Source organism: Sinomonas albida (assembly GCF_004919045.1).
Classification (GTDB): Bacteria; Actinomycetota; Actinomycetes; order Actinomycetales; family Micrococcaceae; genus Sinomonas; species Sinomonas albida.
This window is the reverse complement of the sequence record NZ_SWDW01000004.1, coordinates 1-18,720: the sequence shown is the minus strand read 5'-3', so window position 1 is coordinate 18,720 and position 18,720 is coordinate 1. Positions and strand designations below refer to the sequence as shown.

Below are 18,720 nucleotides of genomic sequence, written 5' to 3'. Positions count from 1 at the left end.
TTGCCCGCAGCACGCGCATCGAGGCAGGTCCTCGCTGCGGACTCTCCCCCGGCGCCGTTTGTCGTCTCGCTCCCGCCGGCCATCCTCAAACAGCAGGAGAACCCGATGAGCACCCCTGACCAGTCAGCCCCGCCCCACCATAGCGTTCCCACCGGCGGGAATCGCCCACCGGCAGTCCGCGATTTCGACGCCTGACGGCCCAGATTCCTTATTCTGTCGGTGCCCCCATGGATGATGGGCGCATGACGAACCACACTCATCGCAGCCTCACCCACGCCATTGGCGACAAGTTGTCGCCAATGCGCTACCGCACCACGAACAAGGACGACTAGGGCGATCGTGAGTCCGCGAGGGACCGGTCCGCGTCCACGTCGCAACGAGTGGGAGGGACAGGCCGATCTGTTCTCAGTCGAGCCGGGCAGCTACGCGTTGGAGAGTCTGGCGAGCCTCGGCTGGCCGGCGGCTGATGAGTTCCCCGTCAACCATGCGGGCGCGCGCGTGCGGTCTGTGGTCAAGAAAGATCTGGTTTCGTCTGCGTCGCCGCTGATGGTGGCCGGGTTTTCCTCGATCGCCGAATTGGTCGATCTCATCGCAGCCTGGGATCGACAGCCCGATGCTGCCGAGGCGAGGGTGCTACTCGGCACGGAGCCGTTCACGTCGGCAAGATCGAGCTTCGCTTCGGCTGAGGTGATGTTCACCGATGAGGTCCGGCGGTACTGGCTCGAGGAGGAGGGTGTGTCCCTGAGGTTGTCGGCCAAGGTCCTTCAGGTGCTCAAAGCGCTCGATGAGGACCGGCTCGTGGTCCGGTTCGTCGATGGCCGCACGCGGCTGCACGCGAAGATCTATGTGGGTTCGGACGCGGCGACGGCCGGCTCGAGCAACTTCACCGACGCTGGCCTCGGCAGCCAGATCGAGGCGAACACGAGGTTTGACCGGCGGATCGACAGCCAGCGCTACCGGGACCTCGTCAAGGTGGCGGAGAACTATTGGAGTATCAGTCAGCCGTGGAGCGACCAGTTCCGTGAACTTCTGCTCGCCTTGCTCCGGTTCGTCCCTTGGCAGGAGGCGCTGGCGCGGGCGTGTTCTGACCTACTGGACGGGGCGTGGGCCGAGCGCTACCTGTCAGGAAGCGTTGAGGGCTCGCGGCTTTGGCCGTCGCAGGTATCGGGGATCGCGCAGGCTCTGTGGATCGTGGAGAACGTTGGCAGTGTGCTCGTAGCCGACGCCACCGGGTCCGGCAAGACGCGGATGGGAGCCCACCTTGTGCGCGCTGTGCGGGACCGGTTGTGGAACACCGGTCGGGTGAGGCGAGATCTGACTGTGCTGGTCTGTCCGCCGTCCGTGGAGCAAACCTGGTATCGCGAGGCGGTGTCTTGCGGTGTCTCGATCAACACGGTCTCACACGGCCTGCTGAGCCGGCAGTCGGGCGACGGACCCCGGGCGCAGGAACTGGCGGTCAGGGACGCGCAGATCCTCGCCGTCGACGAATGCCACAACTTCCTGAGCCCCGATGCAAACCGTACTCGCCAGGTTAGGGACAGTCTCGCCGAGCACGTCGTGCTGTGCACCGCCACGCCGATCAACCGAGGCCCCTCCGACCTTCTCCAGCTGGTCGGGCTCCTGGGGCCGGACAACTTCGAGGACGAGACGCTGGAGATACTGGAGCAGCTCGAACGACGACGCGGCCAGAACGTTGAGCTGTCGTCGCAGCAGCAGGAGCAGCTGCGCCGCGAGATCCAACGCTTCACTGTACGACGCACCAAGGCGTTGCTGAACTCTATGGTCGACGACGACCCTGACTCATACCGTCACCCGGAAACCGGGCGGATCTGTCGATACCCGCAGCACGACACCATGACCTATCCAACGGGGGAGAGCTCCGAGGATAAGGCGGCCGCGGGCAAGGTTCGTGAAGCATCGGCCGAGCTGGCCGGCTTGGCGTTGCTCGGCCGCCAGATCGCTGTCCCACCCGGGCTGGCCCATGAGTACACCGACGAGCGCTGGCTGGAGATCCGGCTCGCGTCGGGCCGCGGACTCGCCAACCACCATGTGCTGACCGCGATGCGGTCATCCAAGGCGGCCCTCATCGAGCACGTGGCCGGAACTGAGGAAGCCGTCCGCCAATGCTCGATCGAGGGCGCATTCAAGCCCAAGCCGACAGGCAACATGCTGGGAACCGTCACTCGGCTCGCCCGTGAGGGCCCCCCGGAGATACTCCTCAAGTGCGAAGTGCCGCAGTGGCTCACCGACGCCCAAGAATGGCGGGCAGCCTGCGAGCAAGAAGCAGAGCGATACCGGATGATCCTGAACGCTGGCCAGCGGTTGTCGACGGCACGCGAAAGGACTAAGGCCGACCTCCTCGCGCAGCTCGGCCGCAAACACCAACGAGTCATCGCGTTCGACCACCACCTCATTACGCTCGCGGCAATCGAACCGCTCATCGACGCAGGCGACACCAAAGTGATAGTTGCAACCGGCGTCAACAAGAAGAACCGCAAGGAGGTCGAGCGCGTCTTCGCCCCGGACAGTGGCGTTCCCGGGATCGCGCTGTGCTCCGATGCCATGAACGAAGGGCTCAACCTTCAGGGCGCCTCGGCAATCGTCCATCTCGACGTGCCGACAACTCTCCGAGTCGCTGAGCAGAGAGTTGGACGGGTCGACCGGATGGACAGCCCGCACGACTCGATCGAAGCCTGGTGGCCGCGCGACGGCGCATCATTCGCCACGAGATCGAATGAGCTCCTTGCGGTTCGGACACAGGAAAGCACGTCGCTGCTGGGTGCGAATCTCAAGGTGCCCGATCTCGCCGCTGGGAAAGACGACATCGTCGAGATAGAGCAGCACATCGCCGCAATGGAGGCGCCTCGCACCGAAGCCTGGGACGGCATCCGCGATGCACTCGATCCAGTGCGCCGCCTGGTCGAGGGGCCGAACGCGCTGATTTCGCGGCCGGTGTATGAGGAGCACCGGAACACCTCACATCGCGTGCTCGCACGGGTCAGCCCGGTCAGATCCACAGCGCCCTGGGCTTTCCTTGCCGTCACCGGCGTCGGACACGGCGCCCCCCGCTGGATCATGCTCGAGGGGAAGGACGCTCAACCGATCATCGGTCTTGAGAACGTCTCCGAGCCTCTGCGTGAGAAACTGGGCGACGACCCGCCAAGTCTTCCCTTCGATCCGACCTGTGACGAATGGCTGAACCTCTATCTCACAGCAGCCACGCGCCTCGAACGGCTGCTCCTTCCCCGCAGGATGCTGCGAGCACTCGAGCAAATGGGAGAAGTCACCGGGCACTGGGCAACCGACGCCGCGCGGCAAGGAGACCATGAGACCAGCGAACGTTGGAGAAGGATCGGCGCGATCGCCGCTCACAGCAGCGACGAGGCGCACCCCGACCCGCACCTCGTGGCCGAACAATGGCTCACACTCGTCCAGCCGCTGCTCGACGACGCCCGCCGCGTACGCCGGCGCTCACGCTACCTCCGTCTCAAGCACATCACGCCGAGACTGCGCGCAGAGCCATTTCCCATAGACCACGTCGAGGCAACGTTCACAGGCCTCCCGCTCGGGGCGCCGCTGACGAAACGTGTCACCGCCTGCATCCTAGGTGTCCCGGAGGCTGTTCCGCAGCACAGCTATGACAAAGGCTTGATTCTTCCCGACAGCGGCGCGTGAACGAACGCGCCAAAGCGGCCAGGAACGTGTTCGCCGCGCGCGCCATCGTCTGGACGTTTCTGGCCCTGGTGATCATCCTCGCTCCGTGTGGGAGCACTAGACAGCCGAGCGTGGTCACGGAGAACTGCTTCTGCTAGCCGCAGGTATCGGCTCCAACTTCCTCGCAGGTGCTCTGCCGGCCGGCGTTCAGGTCGGGGCGAATACTGACCCGAGTGACATCCGCTCCGAGGACCATGGCATTAGTCCGCCAAGGTCTTGATCAACGTATCCACAGCATCGCTGCATGGTCACCATGAGCTGATCCGCACTCCTGTTCGCCGACACCAGCGCCTTCTCCAGCCCGGGTCGGGAGGCAAGCCTGCCGGAGGCCGAGTCCACGAAGTCCTGCTCGTAGCCGCGCCCGAGGTTCTAGCCCGGACCGGCGCATGCCAGACGTACCCATCGACGAGACCGTTCCTGTCACCGTTGCAGTGCTCGATGGCTGTCTGGCTCGCTCCGCTGGCAGACAGATCTGTCGACCTCCACGAATGCCCCGGTGTTCGCACCACGGGATTCCCAAGTGCTTGGTGGGATGGCCCCTCGAGTTCGCTGCCTCGCTCAGAGGCTTCGGCCGCGAGCCTCCCGGCCGGATGCCTGCCCTCGCATGGCCAGGTGCTCAGCTTCGGCTTGCCGGGCCGTGCGGGCTGCGACCTTCCGTGCCTCGGCTGCACGGGCGCGCTCGATGCGGGCGAGGGCGTCGCGAGGGGTGAGGGCCTTCAGCGCATCGGCCTCGGTTCGGGCGTCGTGGGCGGCCATTGTCCAACGTCGAATTTCGCGGTCGGGGTTGACTCGTTCGTACCGCGCAGCTGCGCGGTGGATCTGCTCGATGCCGAACACGCGGGCCATAGCGACCAGTCTGTCTTCCCTTAGGGACAGAGGGTGGGCCGTGCCTGACGAAGCGAGGAGGTCAGCGACTCGGCCCCACTGTGCGGCCGTGCATTCGGCGGCCTCGGCGCGGGCAGTTAGCGCGGCAATTTCGTCTCGTACCCGCCCGGCCAGGCCGTCGTCGACGAGACCGCGGACCGCCTCCCTTGCACGGTCCGTGGCAACGGCGAGGCCGCGATCGGCGCGGTCGCGTTCCATCGCTGCGGTGAACTGTTCCCGGGCATCGGCATGGTTCTCGGCGACGACGTGCAGCAGGTTCTCCTGGCGGCCGCGGGTCATGCCGACGTAAACGGCCGCCGCGCTCGTCTGGTCGGTGAGCAGCGTGTGCGATGCCGTCACGGTCGTGCCCTGAACGCCGTAGGCGGTCGCCGCATAGGCAAGGTGCGCATGGTCCGCCACATAGTCGGCAGGGAGGCGGACGCTCGTGCTGCGCTTGCGTCCCGTGGCGGCCTCGCGCACCCACAGTGATCCGTCGGCGTCGACCTGCTGCACGGTCCAGGTCTGACGGTTCGCGACGCCGACCCGGGCGTCGTTGCGCCGGGTCTGGATCAGGTCGCCAGATCCGATGGCCAGGCCGTCGCTGCCCGTGACCGCGCGCGCGCAGTCGACGACGCCTTGCCCGACGCGGCGGGCGCGTACGCGCTCGTTGAGGGCGGTGGCTTCCTCGGTGGTCGCGACGGTGATCGCGTCGCCGTCGTGGGCTGTGCTGGCGATGTGCGTCTGGGCGTCTTCTGCGTCTGCGTGGATCCTTACGAGGCCGAGTGCGGTGAGCTGGTCGAACAGGGCGCCGGGGTCGCGTCCGTCCCGAATCGCGAGGGTCAGATCGGCGTAGGCGGGGTCGGCGAAGCGGTGCGCGCTAGTCATCTGCCAGGTGCGGCCGCGGAGCCGGGCGGCCATGTCGAGCACTCCCCCGCGGCCGACGGCGGGGAGCTGCGCGCGGTCGCCGACCAGCGCGACGGCCGCTCCCGACTCCGCGGCGAGGGTGAACAGGGCGAGCGCGGTGTCCTGGTCAAGCATCCCCGCCTCGTCGACGACGATCCGCTCCCCGTGGCTGAGCTGGGCGGTGGCGGGCGGGCCGTCGTAGGCGCGTCCGGTCTCGGGGTCGAGCCCGCCGCGGGCGAGGCGGGTCCAGACGCCGTCGTCGTTCCACCGCCAGCCATGTGCGTGCACGAGCGCCGCAACCGAGTCGGCGGCAACGCCGAGTTCCTCAGCCGCGACCTTTGCCGCCTTCTTCGTCGGAGCGAGGACGCGCACCCGGCGTCCGTCGAGCCCGGAGGCGGCGATCGCGGCGGCGAGCATCGTCGTCTTCCCCGCACCGGCCGCGCCCTCGACGACGACGAGCCGATCTGTCGAGGCAACAGCCGCGGCCGCTTCGCGCTGGTCGGAATCGAGGCCGTCGGCCTGGACGAGGCCACCGATATCGAGGCGCTCGGGCTCAACTTCGGCGACGCGGGCGGTCAGGAGGTCGCGAAGCCTCGTCTCGGCCTCGATCACGCGCACGCTCGTGAGGTGCGCGACGTGCTTCGGTGCGGGTGCGCCGGGCGGAAGGAGCGAGAGGCAGTCCCCCAGCGCAAGTCGGGTCGCGAGAGCGACGAACTCCCGCAGCTCCTCGCCGGTTGCGCGCACGCCATACTCGGTCACCAGGCCGGTGACGTGCTCGGTGACCGTGTGCGTGGTCCATGCGGAGGCGCCGGCGGCGCAACGGTCGAGGGCTCGGGATGCGACCTCCTCGATCGAGAGCTCATCGAGTGCAACCACCATGCGCGGTGCCGGCCGATTCAGCGTTGCGGGGTCGTATCCGGCCTGACGGAGTTCGGCGATCCACGCGGCCTCTTCAGCGAGGCTGGTCGGCTTCTTCGCGGGCCACCCGTGCGCCCACGCCTTCGCCTGCAACCGCGCCGTGACCACCGGCCCGGGTGTCTCGCCGGGGTGCGCGGCCTCCCATTCGGCGGTCAGGCGGGCGAGATTCCGCTCCACCTGGACGGCCCGCTCGCTCATCGCCGCGTTGAACGGCCGCAGCTCGGCGACCTCGCCGGTGACAGGATGCAGCGTCAGCCCGTGCCGGTCGAGCACCTCAGCGAGCCCGGGGTGGGCGGCGATCACAGCAGTGCCGAGCGCCCGGATTGCGCCCTGCTGCGCGAACAGCGCCGCCGTGTCGAGGGCACGCCAGGCCCCGGCCGCGCGCACACGGGCGCCGATCTGGAGATGGATGTGCCGGTGCGGATCCCCGGCGCGGCTCGTGCGGTGCACGACGGCGACAGTATGCAGTTCCTCGACGGGGACCACCTCCTGCGCCCCGCGCGGCCCGACCCGTGTCACCGAATGCCGGGCAAGCCACCGGCGGATCTCCGCAGCGGCATCCTGCTGCGCGGCATCGAGCGCGGCCGATACCTCGGGGTGCAGGGCCGCGGCGATGGAGAGGGACTTCGGCGCGTTGACCACCATCTCCGCGAAGCGCGGCGATCCCCCACGGCCGTCGCCCGCCCGGCGTGGGATACCCAGCCGTTCCCCGGTGATCGGGTGCGCCCAGTCGACCCATCCGGCGTACGCCTCCGGGGCAAGGTCATGGACGGCCACGATCTCGCCGTCGCGGTCGAGCTGGACGAACTCGGCAACGCTCCCCTCGCCGAGATAGTAGTCATCGGCGCGCGAGCGATCGGACTCGACATACCGGCGCGCGGCCGCACCCTCCCCGCGGAACAGCGTCACACCGCCCTTCACGCCCGCCTCCCTCACCTCTGTGAGAGACAGGTGCGCAGCACCTACCCGCGGTAGCATGCGTCCATTCAATTGCTGATGTGATGTCTCGGGACATGCCGGACAGTTCTGCATCAGGACATCTCGGACACTTCATGTCTCAAGACATCGTGGACACTTCGGGGCGGGCTGCGCGGTTGTAGCGGACGTAGCCGACGTGTTTCATGCCAGGTTCGGGGAGCGGGTGCTCGCCAACGAGTTCCCCGGTGCGTGTGCTCCAGAACGTCACCGTCGCCTTGTCTACGAGGATATGGAGTTCTTCGCCGACGTGTTCCTTGCCGATCCCGTAGACGACGTTGCGGACGCTCACGCGGCCGTCCGTGCGAACGGTGCGGCGGTATTCGCCGTCGGGTTGCTGGTCTGTCGAGCGGAGCGCTTCGGTGATGTTCCTGGGTCGCTTGGCTCCTGCGCCGGGGGGTCTGCCGTTGCTGACGTGTTTGACGCCTGGCGCGGGCCAAGGGTGTTCGAGGAGGAGGTCGCCGGTGTTGTCGCAGATCTTCACGCCCTCGGCGGGTGTGGCGATGTAGATGGTGTGCCCGGCGAGTTCGCGGGCGATCTGATAGGAGACGCCCTTGATCTCGATCGCGCCGCTGGCCTTCACCCGACGCGGGCGCAGACCCTCCAGCGGCGTGCCGGGAGCAGCGGTGGCGGGGTCGAAAATGATCGACTTCGGGATGTCCTGCAGGGGACGGGGCGGTTCGGCGACCTCGGTCGCATCCCATGCGGCCTGCGGGGTCAGCCGGCCGGGCAAGCCTTGATGTGGGCGTTCGGTGTTGTAGATGAGGTCGAACCGGTCGACCTGCTCCTGGAGCTCGGTGACGGTGGCTGCGAGGGGTTGCTTGTCGAGCCAGCGGAACAGGGTCTGATGGAACCGTTCGTTCTTGCCTTGCGTGGTCGGCTTGCCCGGCTTCCCTGTGATCGCTGCGACGCCGAGCGAGGTGACGTAGGCGGTGAGCTGTCCTTCCCACCCGCGTCGGGAGGTGTTGAGCGCGGAACCGTTGTCGGTCAGGAGGCGCTGCGGCACCCCGTGGGCGGCGATGCCCTTCCGGACGACGGCGATCGCGTCGGCGCTGGTCTCCCCGGTGGCGACGTGAGAGGCGACGGCGAGGCGGGAGTGGTCGTCTTCGAGCTGGAAGATCACGCACTTGCGGCCTCCTGCGAGAACGTACTCGGTGGCGTCGAGCTGCCAGCATGCGTTCGGGGCCGGATACACGAAGCGGCGATACGACGAACGCGGCTTCTTCCTCGGTTCCTTCCGGGCAACGCCAGCGTTGCGGAAGATGCGCGCCAGCGACGCGACCGAGGGGGCGGGCAAGCCCAGGGCCACCATCTTGTCGTGGACGCTGATCGGGCCGTGATCCAGCCCGGAGGATTCCAGCGCGGCACGCACCTGGACCGCCTGCTGTTTCACGTCATCAGCGATGGTACGGGGGCTGGTCTTCGGACGCTTGGACTTCGGCGCGAGAACGGCCGCTTGCCCCTCCTGTTTGGCGCGGTCGCGGAGCGCGTAGAACGTGCTCCTTGCGATGTCATGCTCAGCGCAGAACGTCGTGACCGTGCCCCTGGGGGCGTCATCGGGCCAGCGCGCGATCGCGAGTCGGATGCGGGGGTCTACTGGTGGATTCGGTTTCGGGCACTCGGTCTATTCGACCGCAGAAGTGTCCACACCACAGACCCCAGAACAGTCCGGGATGTGTTGATACCCGAGTGTCCGAGATCTCCTGAGACATAACACATTCAATTGCTGACAGAGCACGTGTCGAGCCAGAGGGCTGTTAGCTCCAGGTGGCGCTTGACGGGCTCCAGGTGCCGGCGCGTGGAACCAGTGAGAACAGGGTCGGCGAATATCGAGAGCGCTGCGAGGAGTTCTTCGAACTGTTCAGGCAGTTCGCCGTCGCGGCCGACACGGGTGCGCCAGGCCCGCCACTTCGGCTGCGCGATGGCTGGCACGCGCCCCAGCGCGTGTGCGTGTGGTTCCACCGTTGCGCTGCGATAGGCGCCAACCGTCTCGAGCGACTGTCGGAGTTCAGCTCCGTTGATCTCGTGCCGGCCGCTTAGCGTGTACACGTCTGCCAAGTCGCCAGCGGGCGTTGGCTTCACCGCGCTCGATCGCGGTCACGATCTTCTCCGCGAGCACCATCGTGATCGCATACGCGAGCATCGTCACCGCTGGCCGCCCGAGTGGCACTAGCAGTCCCAGCGAGGAGGCCGAGCCATGCGCAATGACACGCCCGCCCTGCGACACCGGCGAGCGGTTGAAGCCGCGCGTCGGGGCTCCGATCGACCGACCTCAAGCGGGTGCTCTATGACCATTCGGGTGGACGACGAGAACGAATATGCGGTGTTCTTCGTGACGGTCTAGGACGGGGAAGGCTACACAATGCACGTCGTCAACGTGGCTGGAGTCGACCTGCCTGGCGCAAGAAGTGGACTTTTAGTCGGACCCATGTCGTACGGTCGGTTCATGACCGAGACCAGCACCATCGTGCCGAATGCAATCGAGATCCTGCTCAAATCCAAAGAAACCCCCGATCCAGCGCGCGAGATTCTCGAGGAAGCAAAGGCCAAGACCTACGATGATCAGTGTCGCGCACTCGACTTCTTGCTGCCGAGATACCCGCGAGAGTCGATCGAGACGTTCAGCGAGGAGGACCGACGCGTACTTGCTGCCGGCGGCGCGGCCGCAAAGCACCACCTACGCAAGGCCTAGACATAAGAAAGGCCCGCAGCTGATCTGCGCGAACGGTTACGACGAGATCTGCTGCACGCTCGGGGAAATCGTTGGTCCCACGCCTCAGAGAGGCGCCGGCCAGCATAGCCAGGCGACGCCATCGCCTTGTCCGCCATCTCCTGGTCAGCTTCTGGCCCCTGGGCCGCCTCGCCATCAACGCCCAGCGGTCGGCAGAAGACAAAAGAGGCCCGGCGTGCGGCCTTCTGCGAAGATGGCTTGCATGACTGCTGTGCGCGAACCGACCCGTGAGCTTCGACGATTGGCTACTCGGATCGATTTTGCCTTGAAGCAGTTCCTCTCCGAGCGCGGCACTTGGGATCTCACCACCAAGTTCGAAGCGCCCCGTCATGGCTGGACGCTGAGCAATCTTGCACTCCGCCATTCCCAGTCAACCCTCACGCTCGCGAAGACCGATATGGTGCTGGCTCCGACAGCCTGGGTCACTGCGCGTGCTGCTGTCGAAACAGCTGCTCGTTGCCTATGGCTACTTCAACCTGAGGACGAGTGGGAGCGCGAGGCGCGATGGATCGCGCTCCTGCATGAGGGGGCTCGGATCAAGCGGAAAGAGACCGAGGGCTTTCCGCATATCGTCGCTCAGGCCAAAGCAATCGAGGATTTTGCAAATGCGGTCACCGCAGAGCTCCCCGATGGTGTATCCGTCCCGAAAAGAGTTGACACGATACAGGAAATTCTTGCTGCGGAAGGCGAAGGACTCCCACGGTTCTATGTCATGGCGTCTCAGTACACCCACGCGGCGGAACTTGGCACCAGGTCTTATCGAACCAATCTCGGTACGAAAGCCGTCTACGGAGACTTAGTCGACGCGAAGGACTGGTTGGAGCCGCTATGGATCGCGTACCTGTCTTTCCGTGTAACCGCCATGCGTTTGATCTATCTCAAAGGTGAGGATCTCACCGAGATCCTTGAGCTTGCAGATCGCCAAGTTGCTGAAGCGCGCGACGCCTTTGTGGCTTCACTCCAAGCAAAGGAGCCCGTATAGCGCGATGGTGGTGCGAGTTGTACAGCCAGTCTCCGACTGATCATCATCACTCGCACGTAGCCGACGTGATCTTGAACTGGTTGGCCATCCCCGACGTATCCGTCAGCGTGATCACGGCCTCATCACCGGGTTTCAGGGCAGCGGTCAAGTCGTCAGCTCGGCCGACCGAGACGCCGTTCTGGATCGCGGACGCTTCAACATACACGCCGCCCGGACATGCCTTCGTCACAGTGAGGTAGAACATCGTGCATGGCAAGCTGCCGGTGCAGTGGAAGTTCCCGTCCTTGCGGTAGATACCTGATGCGATCGGCACGAATCCTTGCGCCGTCATCTGGTCTTGCGCCTGTGAGTCGTTGAATGCTTTGGCGAACGCGCTCTCGGATGCGTAGATCCGCCGGTTATCCTGGGCGACCTGCGCCCAGAAGGCATCGCTGGCAGCCTTTGATCGACTGGCCGCGGCGGACGCTGATGCACTCGCACTGGCACTCACACTGTCGGCTGCGGACTGCGCTTGAGACTGAGCGATGGCGATCGACGCCCAAATTGTGCAGGTCGCGATCACCGCCACGACGACGGCTGAGACTCCAATGATCCAAACCCAGCGACGTCGTTTCGGCGCGACGGGACGGTCTTCGTCCATGTGCTTCTCCCCATTTCATGCTGACATCTCCGTCAGCCGTCTGGCCTTGACTCGCCTCGAGCCGGCCACTTGGAGACTATCGCGGCATGCCGACAATCGACGTGTACAACTCGATGGGGGAACTAGGCTATGGGCTGCTGGTAGTTGCCATGTCCGAGCGAGTCCCCCAAAGGCGGGGCGTCATGGGTCTTTTCGGTCGTTCGGCGACCTCGATGCAGCTGGAAATGATGACACTGGGTGTGCCTGAGTAGCTGGCCAGTATGTTGGCAGCCGCAGCCAAGATGGACGGTTCAGGCCTCCCACCAGCGTGCGCTCGAGCGGCGCAAAACCGGCTGAACGAGGGCACGAACTATGCACTCATCGAAGAGGGCATTCGTAAGCTCCACTGATAGGTCAGAAGACCGGATGAACTTGGTCGAAGCGGTGTGCTGGACCGTGGTCGATAGGACCGCCAACGAAATCTTCGCGCAAGAGTAAGCCGCGCAATTGATGCCTGTTGGCCAGTTGGGTCTCGATCCGAGCGACGTGCTAGCTAGTTTCCGCCAACATGGGGTATCTGGCAGAGCGTGGTCAACGCTACTGGACAGCTCCGTACGATCACTATCTCAACTACGTTCCTGAGGGAAATTTCAAAGATCAAGCACCACCGCGCGCGCCGCGTCTTTCGCGTCCTGTTTCGGCTCGTCGCCGCCCTGGTCCCGCTCAGCCTCTTTGCCACGAGCTCCCTCAACTGACTTCACGTCGAGCGCACGTCGTACATGTTCCAAGCGCGCGAACCGATCGTCTACCAGTGGGTGGGCATGGATCACATCAGCCGGTTCGTCGTGGCAGCAGCGCTCGTGCATGAGGACGATCGGCTCGGCACGCGTGTCGGTGCCTTCGACTGGGATGCGTTCTGGGCGCGGGCTCAGGCGTACAGTGCAGGCCGGCCTGATCCCTCTGGCTCGACGATCCCTCAGCAACTCGTCAAGAACATCTTCCTCTGGCCAAACCGAGACTGGGTGCGGAACGGTATCGAAGCCGGCCTATCGCAAGAAGTCGACTTCTTGGTGCCGAAGAAACGGATGATGGAGCTGTACCTCAACTACGCGCAGTTGGGGCCAAAACTCTTCGGGATCTAAGCAGCGAGCTGGTACTGCTCCGACACGCCGCCGTATGCCATGACGCAGTACCAGGCCGATCAGCTCATGGGTGTCCTGCCCGACCCGGATAAGGTGAAGCGGGCATCTGGAGGTGGACTCGATCTCGGGCCAGGTGCAGACAAGTACGCGGTCGACCTGATCAACGGCGCGGCCCCACGTATGGCTTCCAAGGCAGCTCGACAACCATGGCGACTGGCACACGGCCGTGGCCACCATCGGCATCACGGACACCGCCTCGGCGCACGCTGACACGCAGAACAGCCCTGACGCGTGCGCATCCATGCCGCAAGCTGTAGCTGACCGCCTCGCGGGCGATGGCGCCAAGTAGCGCTCTCCCAAAGACGGAGAGGGCCGTGCAGTAGGGGGCGCGGCCCTCTCCTTTTGCCTGTCAGCTACAGGCACCGCGTGGCGGTCGTTCGGCTGGATTGTCGGCGCCGCAGGTAGAGTCTTGAATCGAGCAATCAGACGCTGATGGGGAGGACCGTTGAGCAAGTCACTACTGGAGATGCTGCCTGGCATCGTGGCTGAGGGGAAGCGCCGTGCCTCCCAGTACCTCGAGCAGCTTGAGGGCCGCAATCGTGTCACCCTTCAGACTCGTGAGCTGGTGATACCCAGCAAAAGCGTCACTGAAGAGGACCTCTTCCGGCACCTGCGTCGTGACGAAGCGGACGGTGATCAGCCAAACCAACTGATATATGGCGACAACCTGCTCGCGATGGCAGCACTTCTCGCTGGCGATGATGAGCGTCCGTCGATGCGCAATCAGGTCGACCTGATCTATATCGACCCGCCCTTTGACTCCAAGGCGGATTACCGGACAAAGATCACGCTGCCAGGCACAACGATTGACCAGAAGCCGACTGTACTGGAGCAGTTTGCCTACTCTGATACTTGGTCGGACGGTACCGCTTCCTATCTAGCGATGATGGTGCCGCGCCTGGTGCTTATGAGAGAGCTAATGGCGGAGAGTGGCTCGATCTTCGTCCACATCGACTATCACGTTGGTCACTACGTCAAACTTCTGCTCGACGAGACATTTGGCCGTGACCAATTCAGGAACGAGATCGTCTGGAAGCGGCGCACGGGAGCCGCTAGCTCGAACAACGCCTTTGGCGTCCAGACCGATTCGATTTTTTGGTACTCCAAAACCGACGGATTCCGTTTCACCCCTCAATATCGTCGCGATGTCTCCCGAGAGGAGATCGAGGCGAAATTCAATCTAGTAGAGCCCGATGGTCGCCGCTATCTTAGTGACAACCTTGGCAATCCGGCCGATCGACCAAATTTGAAGTACGTATACAAAGGTCACCAGCCGCCCAAGAATGGTTGGGCCGTCAGCGAAGCCGTAATGGCACAGATGGACGCCGAGGGGCGGTTGATCTTTCCCAAAAAAGAAGGCGGCAGGATTCGTCGCAAGACGTATCTCGATGATTGGAAAGGCTATCCCGTTCAGAACTTGTGGGATGATGTATCGCCGGTTCAATCTCAGGCAAACGAACGGTTAGACTATGCGACTCAGAAGCCTGAGCGGCTGCTCGCAAGAATAATAGAGTCATGCGCGCCCGAAGGGGGCTTGGTTGCAGACTTCTTCGTCGGCTCGGGTACAACCGCCGCCGTCGCGGAGAAGCTTGGCCGGCGATGGGTGGCTACTGATCTTGGAAAGCCGTCGATCATGGTCACTCGCAAGCGACTCATCGACCAAGATGCTCAGCCCTTCGTCTACGAAGCGATCGGTGACTACCAGGTTGAGCAGGCCAAGTCGGTGCTCGGGCGAAAGTTCAGGGTTGGCCAGCTTGCTCAGGTGGTCCTGCGACTCTTCGGTGCGGTGCCGCTGCCTCCAGAGATCAGCCAAGGCGGAGCACTCGGCCGCATTCCTGATGAGAAGGCGCTCGTCATCGCCACAAGCCCTAACGCGCTCGTTACCGGGTCGACGCTTCGTCGAGCGCAACAAGCCCGGCTATCCGTCATGGGCGGCTTCGACAAGGTGTACGTACTCGGCTGGAACTTTGCCGACTCGATCGGACATGACATCGATGCGCTGAACGACGACCACCTTGAGGTCCGCGTGATCCCACCCGATTTGCTCGACCGAATCAGCAAGAACAGTTCGGTCGACAAACTGGCCGACGACGTTCGATTCTCAACGCTTCAGTACCTTAGTGCCAGCGTCGTCAGTCGGATTCCCTCGGGCGCTGATGAAACACTTACCGTGAACCTCAACAACTATGTGCTCTTGTCGCCTGATTCGATTAACTTGGACGAGAAGAACCGCGAGCTCCTCCTCGATGTCATGAATCGAGAGCCGCTCGCGCTCCTCGAATACTGGGCCATCGACCCCGACTATGACGGTCAGGTCTTCCGGTCTGTCTGGCAAGATTACCGGGGCAACACTGACAATGATGGTGACGAGCTGCGGGTCATCACCAAGGCTGAGGTGACAGTGCCAATAAAGCCGGCAGCTCGGCGCGTCTGTGTTCGCGCCGTCGATGTGTTCGGCTTCGAGTCGGAGGTCATCATCGAGAGCGTGGAGGTGAACTCATGACATCCGGATTGAGCACCTTTCCACTTGCCGCGGGTCTCCAGAAAGTAATCGGGGATCAGGTCGCGGACATCGTCAAGGGACAGCCGACTGCTCTGATGGATGAGGTCACGCCCATCACCGCCGAGCTGCTGAAGTTCTGGTTCCAAGACGACTATGTGCGCCTCCGCACCGCGAACTTCCACGATGGCCAGCGCGAGGCGATCCTGCACATCATCTACGCGCATGAAGTCCTCAAAGCGCCCAACCTCGAATCGCTCTACCGAGAGATCGCGACTGAAGCGCTACTGGATGGCGATGTGCTCGGTGAGGTGACGCGGAGCGCTCACAACCACCCCAAGTACGCAGCCAAGATGGCGACCGGCACCGGCAAGACGTGGGTGCTCAACGCTCTGCTGGTCTGGCAGTACCTCAATCACCGTGAGTACCCAGAAGACGAGCGGTTCACCTCGAACTTCCTGGTCGTCGCGCCCGGGCTTATTGTCTACGACCGGCTTCTTGACTCGTTCCTTGGTAAGGAGCGCGAGGGCGAACGCGACTTTGAGACGTCGGACATCTTCACCAATCAAGACATCTTTGTGCCTGACAACTACCGAGATGCCGTCTTCGGATTCGTCCAGTCATCAGTGGTGACCAAGGGCGAGATCGGTTCGAAGGTGACCGGCAGCGGCGTCATCGCGGTCGCAAACTGGCACGTCCTGGCCGGCGTAGAAGACCCTGACTTTGTACCCGACACCGATTCGCCTGGGGCCGACATAGACGCGAAGGCAGCTGTCGAGAGCTTCTTCCCGATCCGACCTGGCAAGACGGCCGGGAACAGCCTGAGCGCTCTCGATAACAAGTTCACCCGTGGTGGGCCACTCCTTTGGCTCAAGGATCTGCCGTCGCTGATGGTGTTCAACGACGAGGCGCACCACATCCACACGGTCAAGAAGGGCGATCAGGTCGACGAGGTTGAGTGGCAGAAAAGCCTCTCCGACATCGCGTCGACCAAGGGTCAAAAGTTTATCCAAGTCGACTTCTCAGCGACGCCCTTCAATGAGAGCGGATCAGGCGCGAAGAAGAGCAGGCGCTGGTTCCCCCATATCGTCGTCGACTTCGACCTGAACCAGGCCATGTCATTAGGTCTCGTGAAGAATCTGGCACTCGACAAGCGCAAGGAGATCGCGAGCCTGCCGCTCGATTTCAACGCCGATCGCGACGGCAGAGGCAAGGTCATCGGGCTCTCGTCAGGGCAGCGGGTCATGATCCGGGCCGGGCTGACCAAGTTGGGGATGCTCGAGCAAGAGTTCTCGTCGGTCGATCCGGACAAGCACCCCAAGCTCCTCATCGTCTGTGAGGAGACCGCCGTCACGCGGTTCGTCGAGGAGTTCCTACACGCCGAAGGCCTCCCAGCCGAAGATGTCCTAGTAGTCGATTCCGACCGCAAGGGCGAGATGACGGCTGCGGAGTGGGATGTCGCTCGCGAACGGCTCTTCGACGTCGACCGGCATAAGTCTCCCAGGGTGATTGTTAGCGTCCTCATGCTGCGGGAAGGCTTCGATGTCAACAACATCGCCGTGATCGTTCCTCTACGGGCCAGCACATCGGGCATCTTGCTCGAACAGACGATCGGACGCGGTCTACGCCTGATGTGGCGCGGCGACGAGCAAATCGACGAGATGAAGCGCGAGAACCGGCGTCGCATCGCTCAGCGCCTGGAACCACAGAACTACTTCGACGTGCTCTTCGTCGTTGAACACCCGGCATTCTCGCAGTTCTACGACTCCCTAATGGCCGCTGGTCTCGCCAGCGCCATCGGTGACCAGCTGGATCGACCGACATCGGCTACGGGTGACCTTGAGATCGTGAACCTCAAAGCCGGGTACGAGGAGTTCGACTTCCACGTCCCGATGATGGTGCGGGACCGGGAGGAAGAGCTCAAGGCTCCCCTGGTCGACCCCTTCTTGCTTCCGCGCTCGCGCTTCCCCTTCAGCGAAGCCAAGAAGGTTGTCGGCTCCGGGGATCGGTTCGTCTCTGAGGATGCTCAGACCAAGACGCAGTTCGGGGATTACCGGGTCAACGGTGGCGTGATGACGGCTACCGGTTACAACGACTTCCTCAGCAGGGTGACCGTGCGCATCACCGAGGCGCTTGGTGGACGCCGCGCAGAGGTTACTAGAAGCTCTAAGAAGTACAGCGAGCTGGCGGCATTCCCGCTGCTCCAGATGTACCGTCCTCAGCTCCTCGGCTGGATCGACACGTACGTCCGACATCGCTTCTTCAATATGGAGATCGACCCGCTTGAGGACGAGAACTGGCGCGTCCTGCTGTGGGACCAAATAACCAATGAGCTGGCAGGCAACTTCGCGTCGGCACTCGTCGCCGCGCTTCAGAATGAAACCGTCTCCATCGCCGAGGTGAACCATCGCAGACTGTCGGAAGTCACCTCGCTCAGCGTCAGGGCATCATCGTGCGTCGAGATGACCAAGTGCATCTATCCGAAGCTCCCGATCCCGACCCACGCCGGAGGCCTCGAGCGCAAATTCCTAGAGTGGATCGACAAGGACACCTTGGTTGAGGCCGTCTGCAAGGTCAGCGAGTACAAGCACACCTTCGTCCAGCGGCCCTATCTGAAGGCTGACGGGATGCCCGCGCGCTACTCCCCTGACTTCTTGGTACGCACCGAGAGCATGATCTACGTCGTCGAGACAAAGGCAGACTTTGCGATGTCCGACATCAACGTGCAACGGAAACAGGCTGCTGCAGTCGCCTGGTGCGAGCAGATCAATGAGCTGGAGCCGGACCAGCGCAGTCATCGACGGTGGGCTTACGTTCTGCTCGCTGAGCAGGCCGTAAAGGGGTCTATCGCTGCCAACGAGCGCGCGAGCGACCTATTGGATCGGAGCCGTCTGCGTACTACAGAGGAAGAAGAGGGCGAGCAGCAGATCTGGTGACTGCCGACACCGAGGCCATCAGAGATTCAACGAGGGGAGAAATCGATGGGCATCCGTATCTATGACGCTGAATTTGGAATCGCCAACGGGTCCGACCACGAGGCCTTGGCAAAGTTCTGGTGGAAAGACGATCTGACACTGGTCGGATCGACATGGACGAAAACCGAAGCGTACACGTACGTCGTGTCCAAGCCAGAGGGCTGGGTCTACGTCAGCGAGAACGGCAGCAAGGTGACCGTCTGGGGATGGGTGAACCGCCCCGGCGTGTCCGGAGACTTTCTAGTTTGAGGATCCGACGATTGCCGGGTCCGGTTGTCGAGTGTAGTAGGCGGCCTCCATCTCCGCCGGTGGGATGTCTCCGCAGTACCCGTAGAGG

The 18,720-nt window shown here is 63.6% G+C and carries 11 protein-coding genes; 7 read left to right on the top strand and 4 right to left on the bottom strand.

The window, feature by feature from the left end; genetic code table 11:
* Window positions 1-339 precede the first annotated feature (339 nt).
* Window positions 340-3,675: an SNF2-related protein gene (locus tag E6A26_RS04830; RefSeq protein WP_136610073.1), complete on the top strand. Its 3,336-nt coding sequence runs from the start codon at window positions 340-342 to the stop codon at window positions 3,673-3,675.
* 597 nt (window positions 3,676-4,272) lie between these two features.
* On the opposite strand, the gene mobF is transcribed toward E6A26_RS04830, so the two are convergent.
* From mobF to E6A26_RS04815, 3 genes are all read right to left on the bottom strand, one after another.
* Complete coding sequence (mobF, locus tag E6A26_RS04825) at window positions 4,273-7,320, bottom strand: MobF family relaxase (RefSeq protein WP_136610072.1); 3,048 nt, start codon at window positions 7,318-7,320, stop codon at window positions 4,273-4,275.
* Window positions 7,321-7,456: 136 nt separating this feature from the next.
* Complete coding sequence (locus tag E6A26_RS18160; RefSeq protein ID WP_456114975.1) at window positions 7,457-8,767, bottom strand: integrase core domain-containing protein; 1,311 nt, start codon at window positions 8,765-8,767, stop codon at window positions 7,457-7,459.
* 326 nt (window positions 8,768-9,093) lie between these two features.
* Window positions 9,094-9,432 (bottom strand): hypothetical protein, encoded by a 339-nt coding sequence (locus tag E6A26_RS04815; RefSeq protein ID WP_136610071.1) that lies wholly within the window; start codon window positions 9,430-9,432, stop codon window positions 9,094-9,096.
* 388 nt (window positions 9,433-9,820) lie between these two features.
* On the opposite strand from E6A26_RS04815, the gene E6A26_RS04810 reads away from it, so the two are divergent.
* Window positions 9,821-10,066, top strand: coding sequence for a hypothetical protein (locus tag E6A26_RS04810; protein WP_136610070.1), 246 nt, complete (start codon window positions 9,821-9,823; stop codon window positions 10,064-10,066).
* Between the two features lie 241 nt (window positions 10,067-10,307).
* Window positions 10,308-11,087 carry a hypothetical protein gene (locus tag E6A26_RS04805; protein ID WP_136610069.1) on the top strand — a complete coding sequence of 260 codons (780 nt, stop codon included), beginning with the start codon at window positions 10,308-10,310 and terminating at the stop codon, window positions 11,085-11,087.
* A 46-nt stretch (window positions 11,088-11,133) separates the two neighbouring features.
* Here E6A26_RS04805 and E6A26_RS04800 read toward each other — a convergent pair whose 3' ends face one another.
* Window positions 11,134-11,727, bottom strand: coding sequence for a hypothetical protein (locus tag E6A26_RS04800; protein WP_136610068.1), 594 nt, complete (start codon window positions 11,725-11,727; stop codon window positions 11,134-11,136).
* A gap of 758 nt (window positions 11,728-12,485) precedes the next feature.
* On the opposite strand from E6A26_RS04800, the gene E6A26_RS04795 reads away from it, so the two are divergent.
* The 4 genes from E6A26_RS04795 to E6A26_RS04780 all read left to right on the top strand — a co-directional run bounded on the left by E6A26_RS04795 (window position 12,486) and on the right by E6A26_RS04780 (window position 18,632).
* Window positions 12,486-12,848, top strand: a complete 363-nt coding sequence (locus tag E6A26_RS04795; protein ID WP_136610067.1) for a transglycosylase domain-containing protein — start codon at window positions 12,486-12,488, stop codon at window positions 12,846-12,848.
* Window positions 12,849-13,353: 505 nt separating this feature from the next.
* Window positions 13,354-15,411, top strand: coding sequence for a site-specific DNA-methyltransferase (locus E6A26_RS04790; protein ID WP_211128958.1), 2,058 nt, complete (start codon window positions 13,354-13,356; stop codon window positions 15,409-15,411).
* Window positions 15,408-18,344 (top strand): DEAD/DEAH box helicase family protein, encoded by a 2,937-nt coding sequence (locus tag E6A26_RS04785; protein ID WP_136610066.1) that lies wholly within the window; start codon window positions 15,408-15,410, stop codon window positions 18,342-18,344. The genes E6A26_RS04790 and E6A26_RS04785 overlap by 4 nt, the downstream gene beginning before the upstream one ends.
* 45 nt (window positions 18,345-18,389) lie before the next feature.
* The gene (locus E6A26_RS04780; protein ID WP_136610065.1) at window positions 18,390-18,632 is read left to right on the top strand and encodes a hypothetical protein; all 243 of its coding nucleotides are present in this window, start codon (window positions 18,390-18,392) and stop codon (window positions 18,630-18,632) included.
* Window positions 18,633-18,720: the final 88 nt, after the last annotated feature.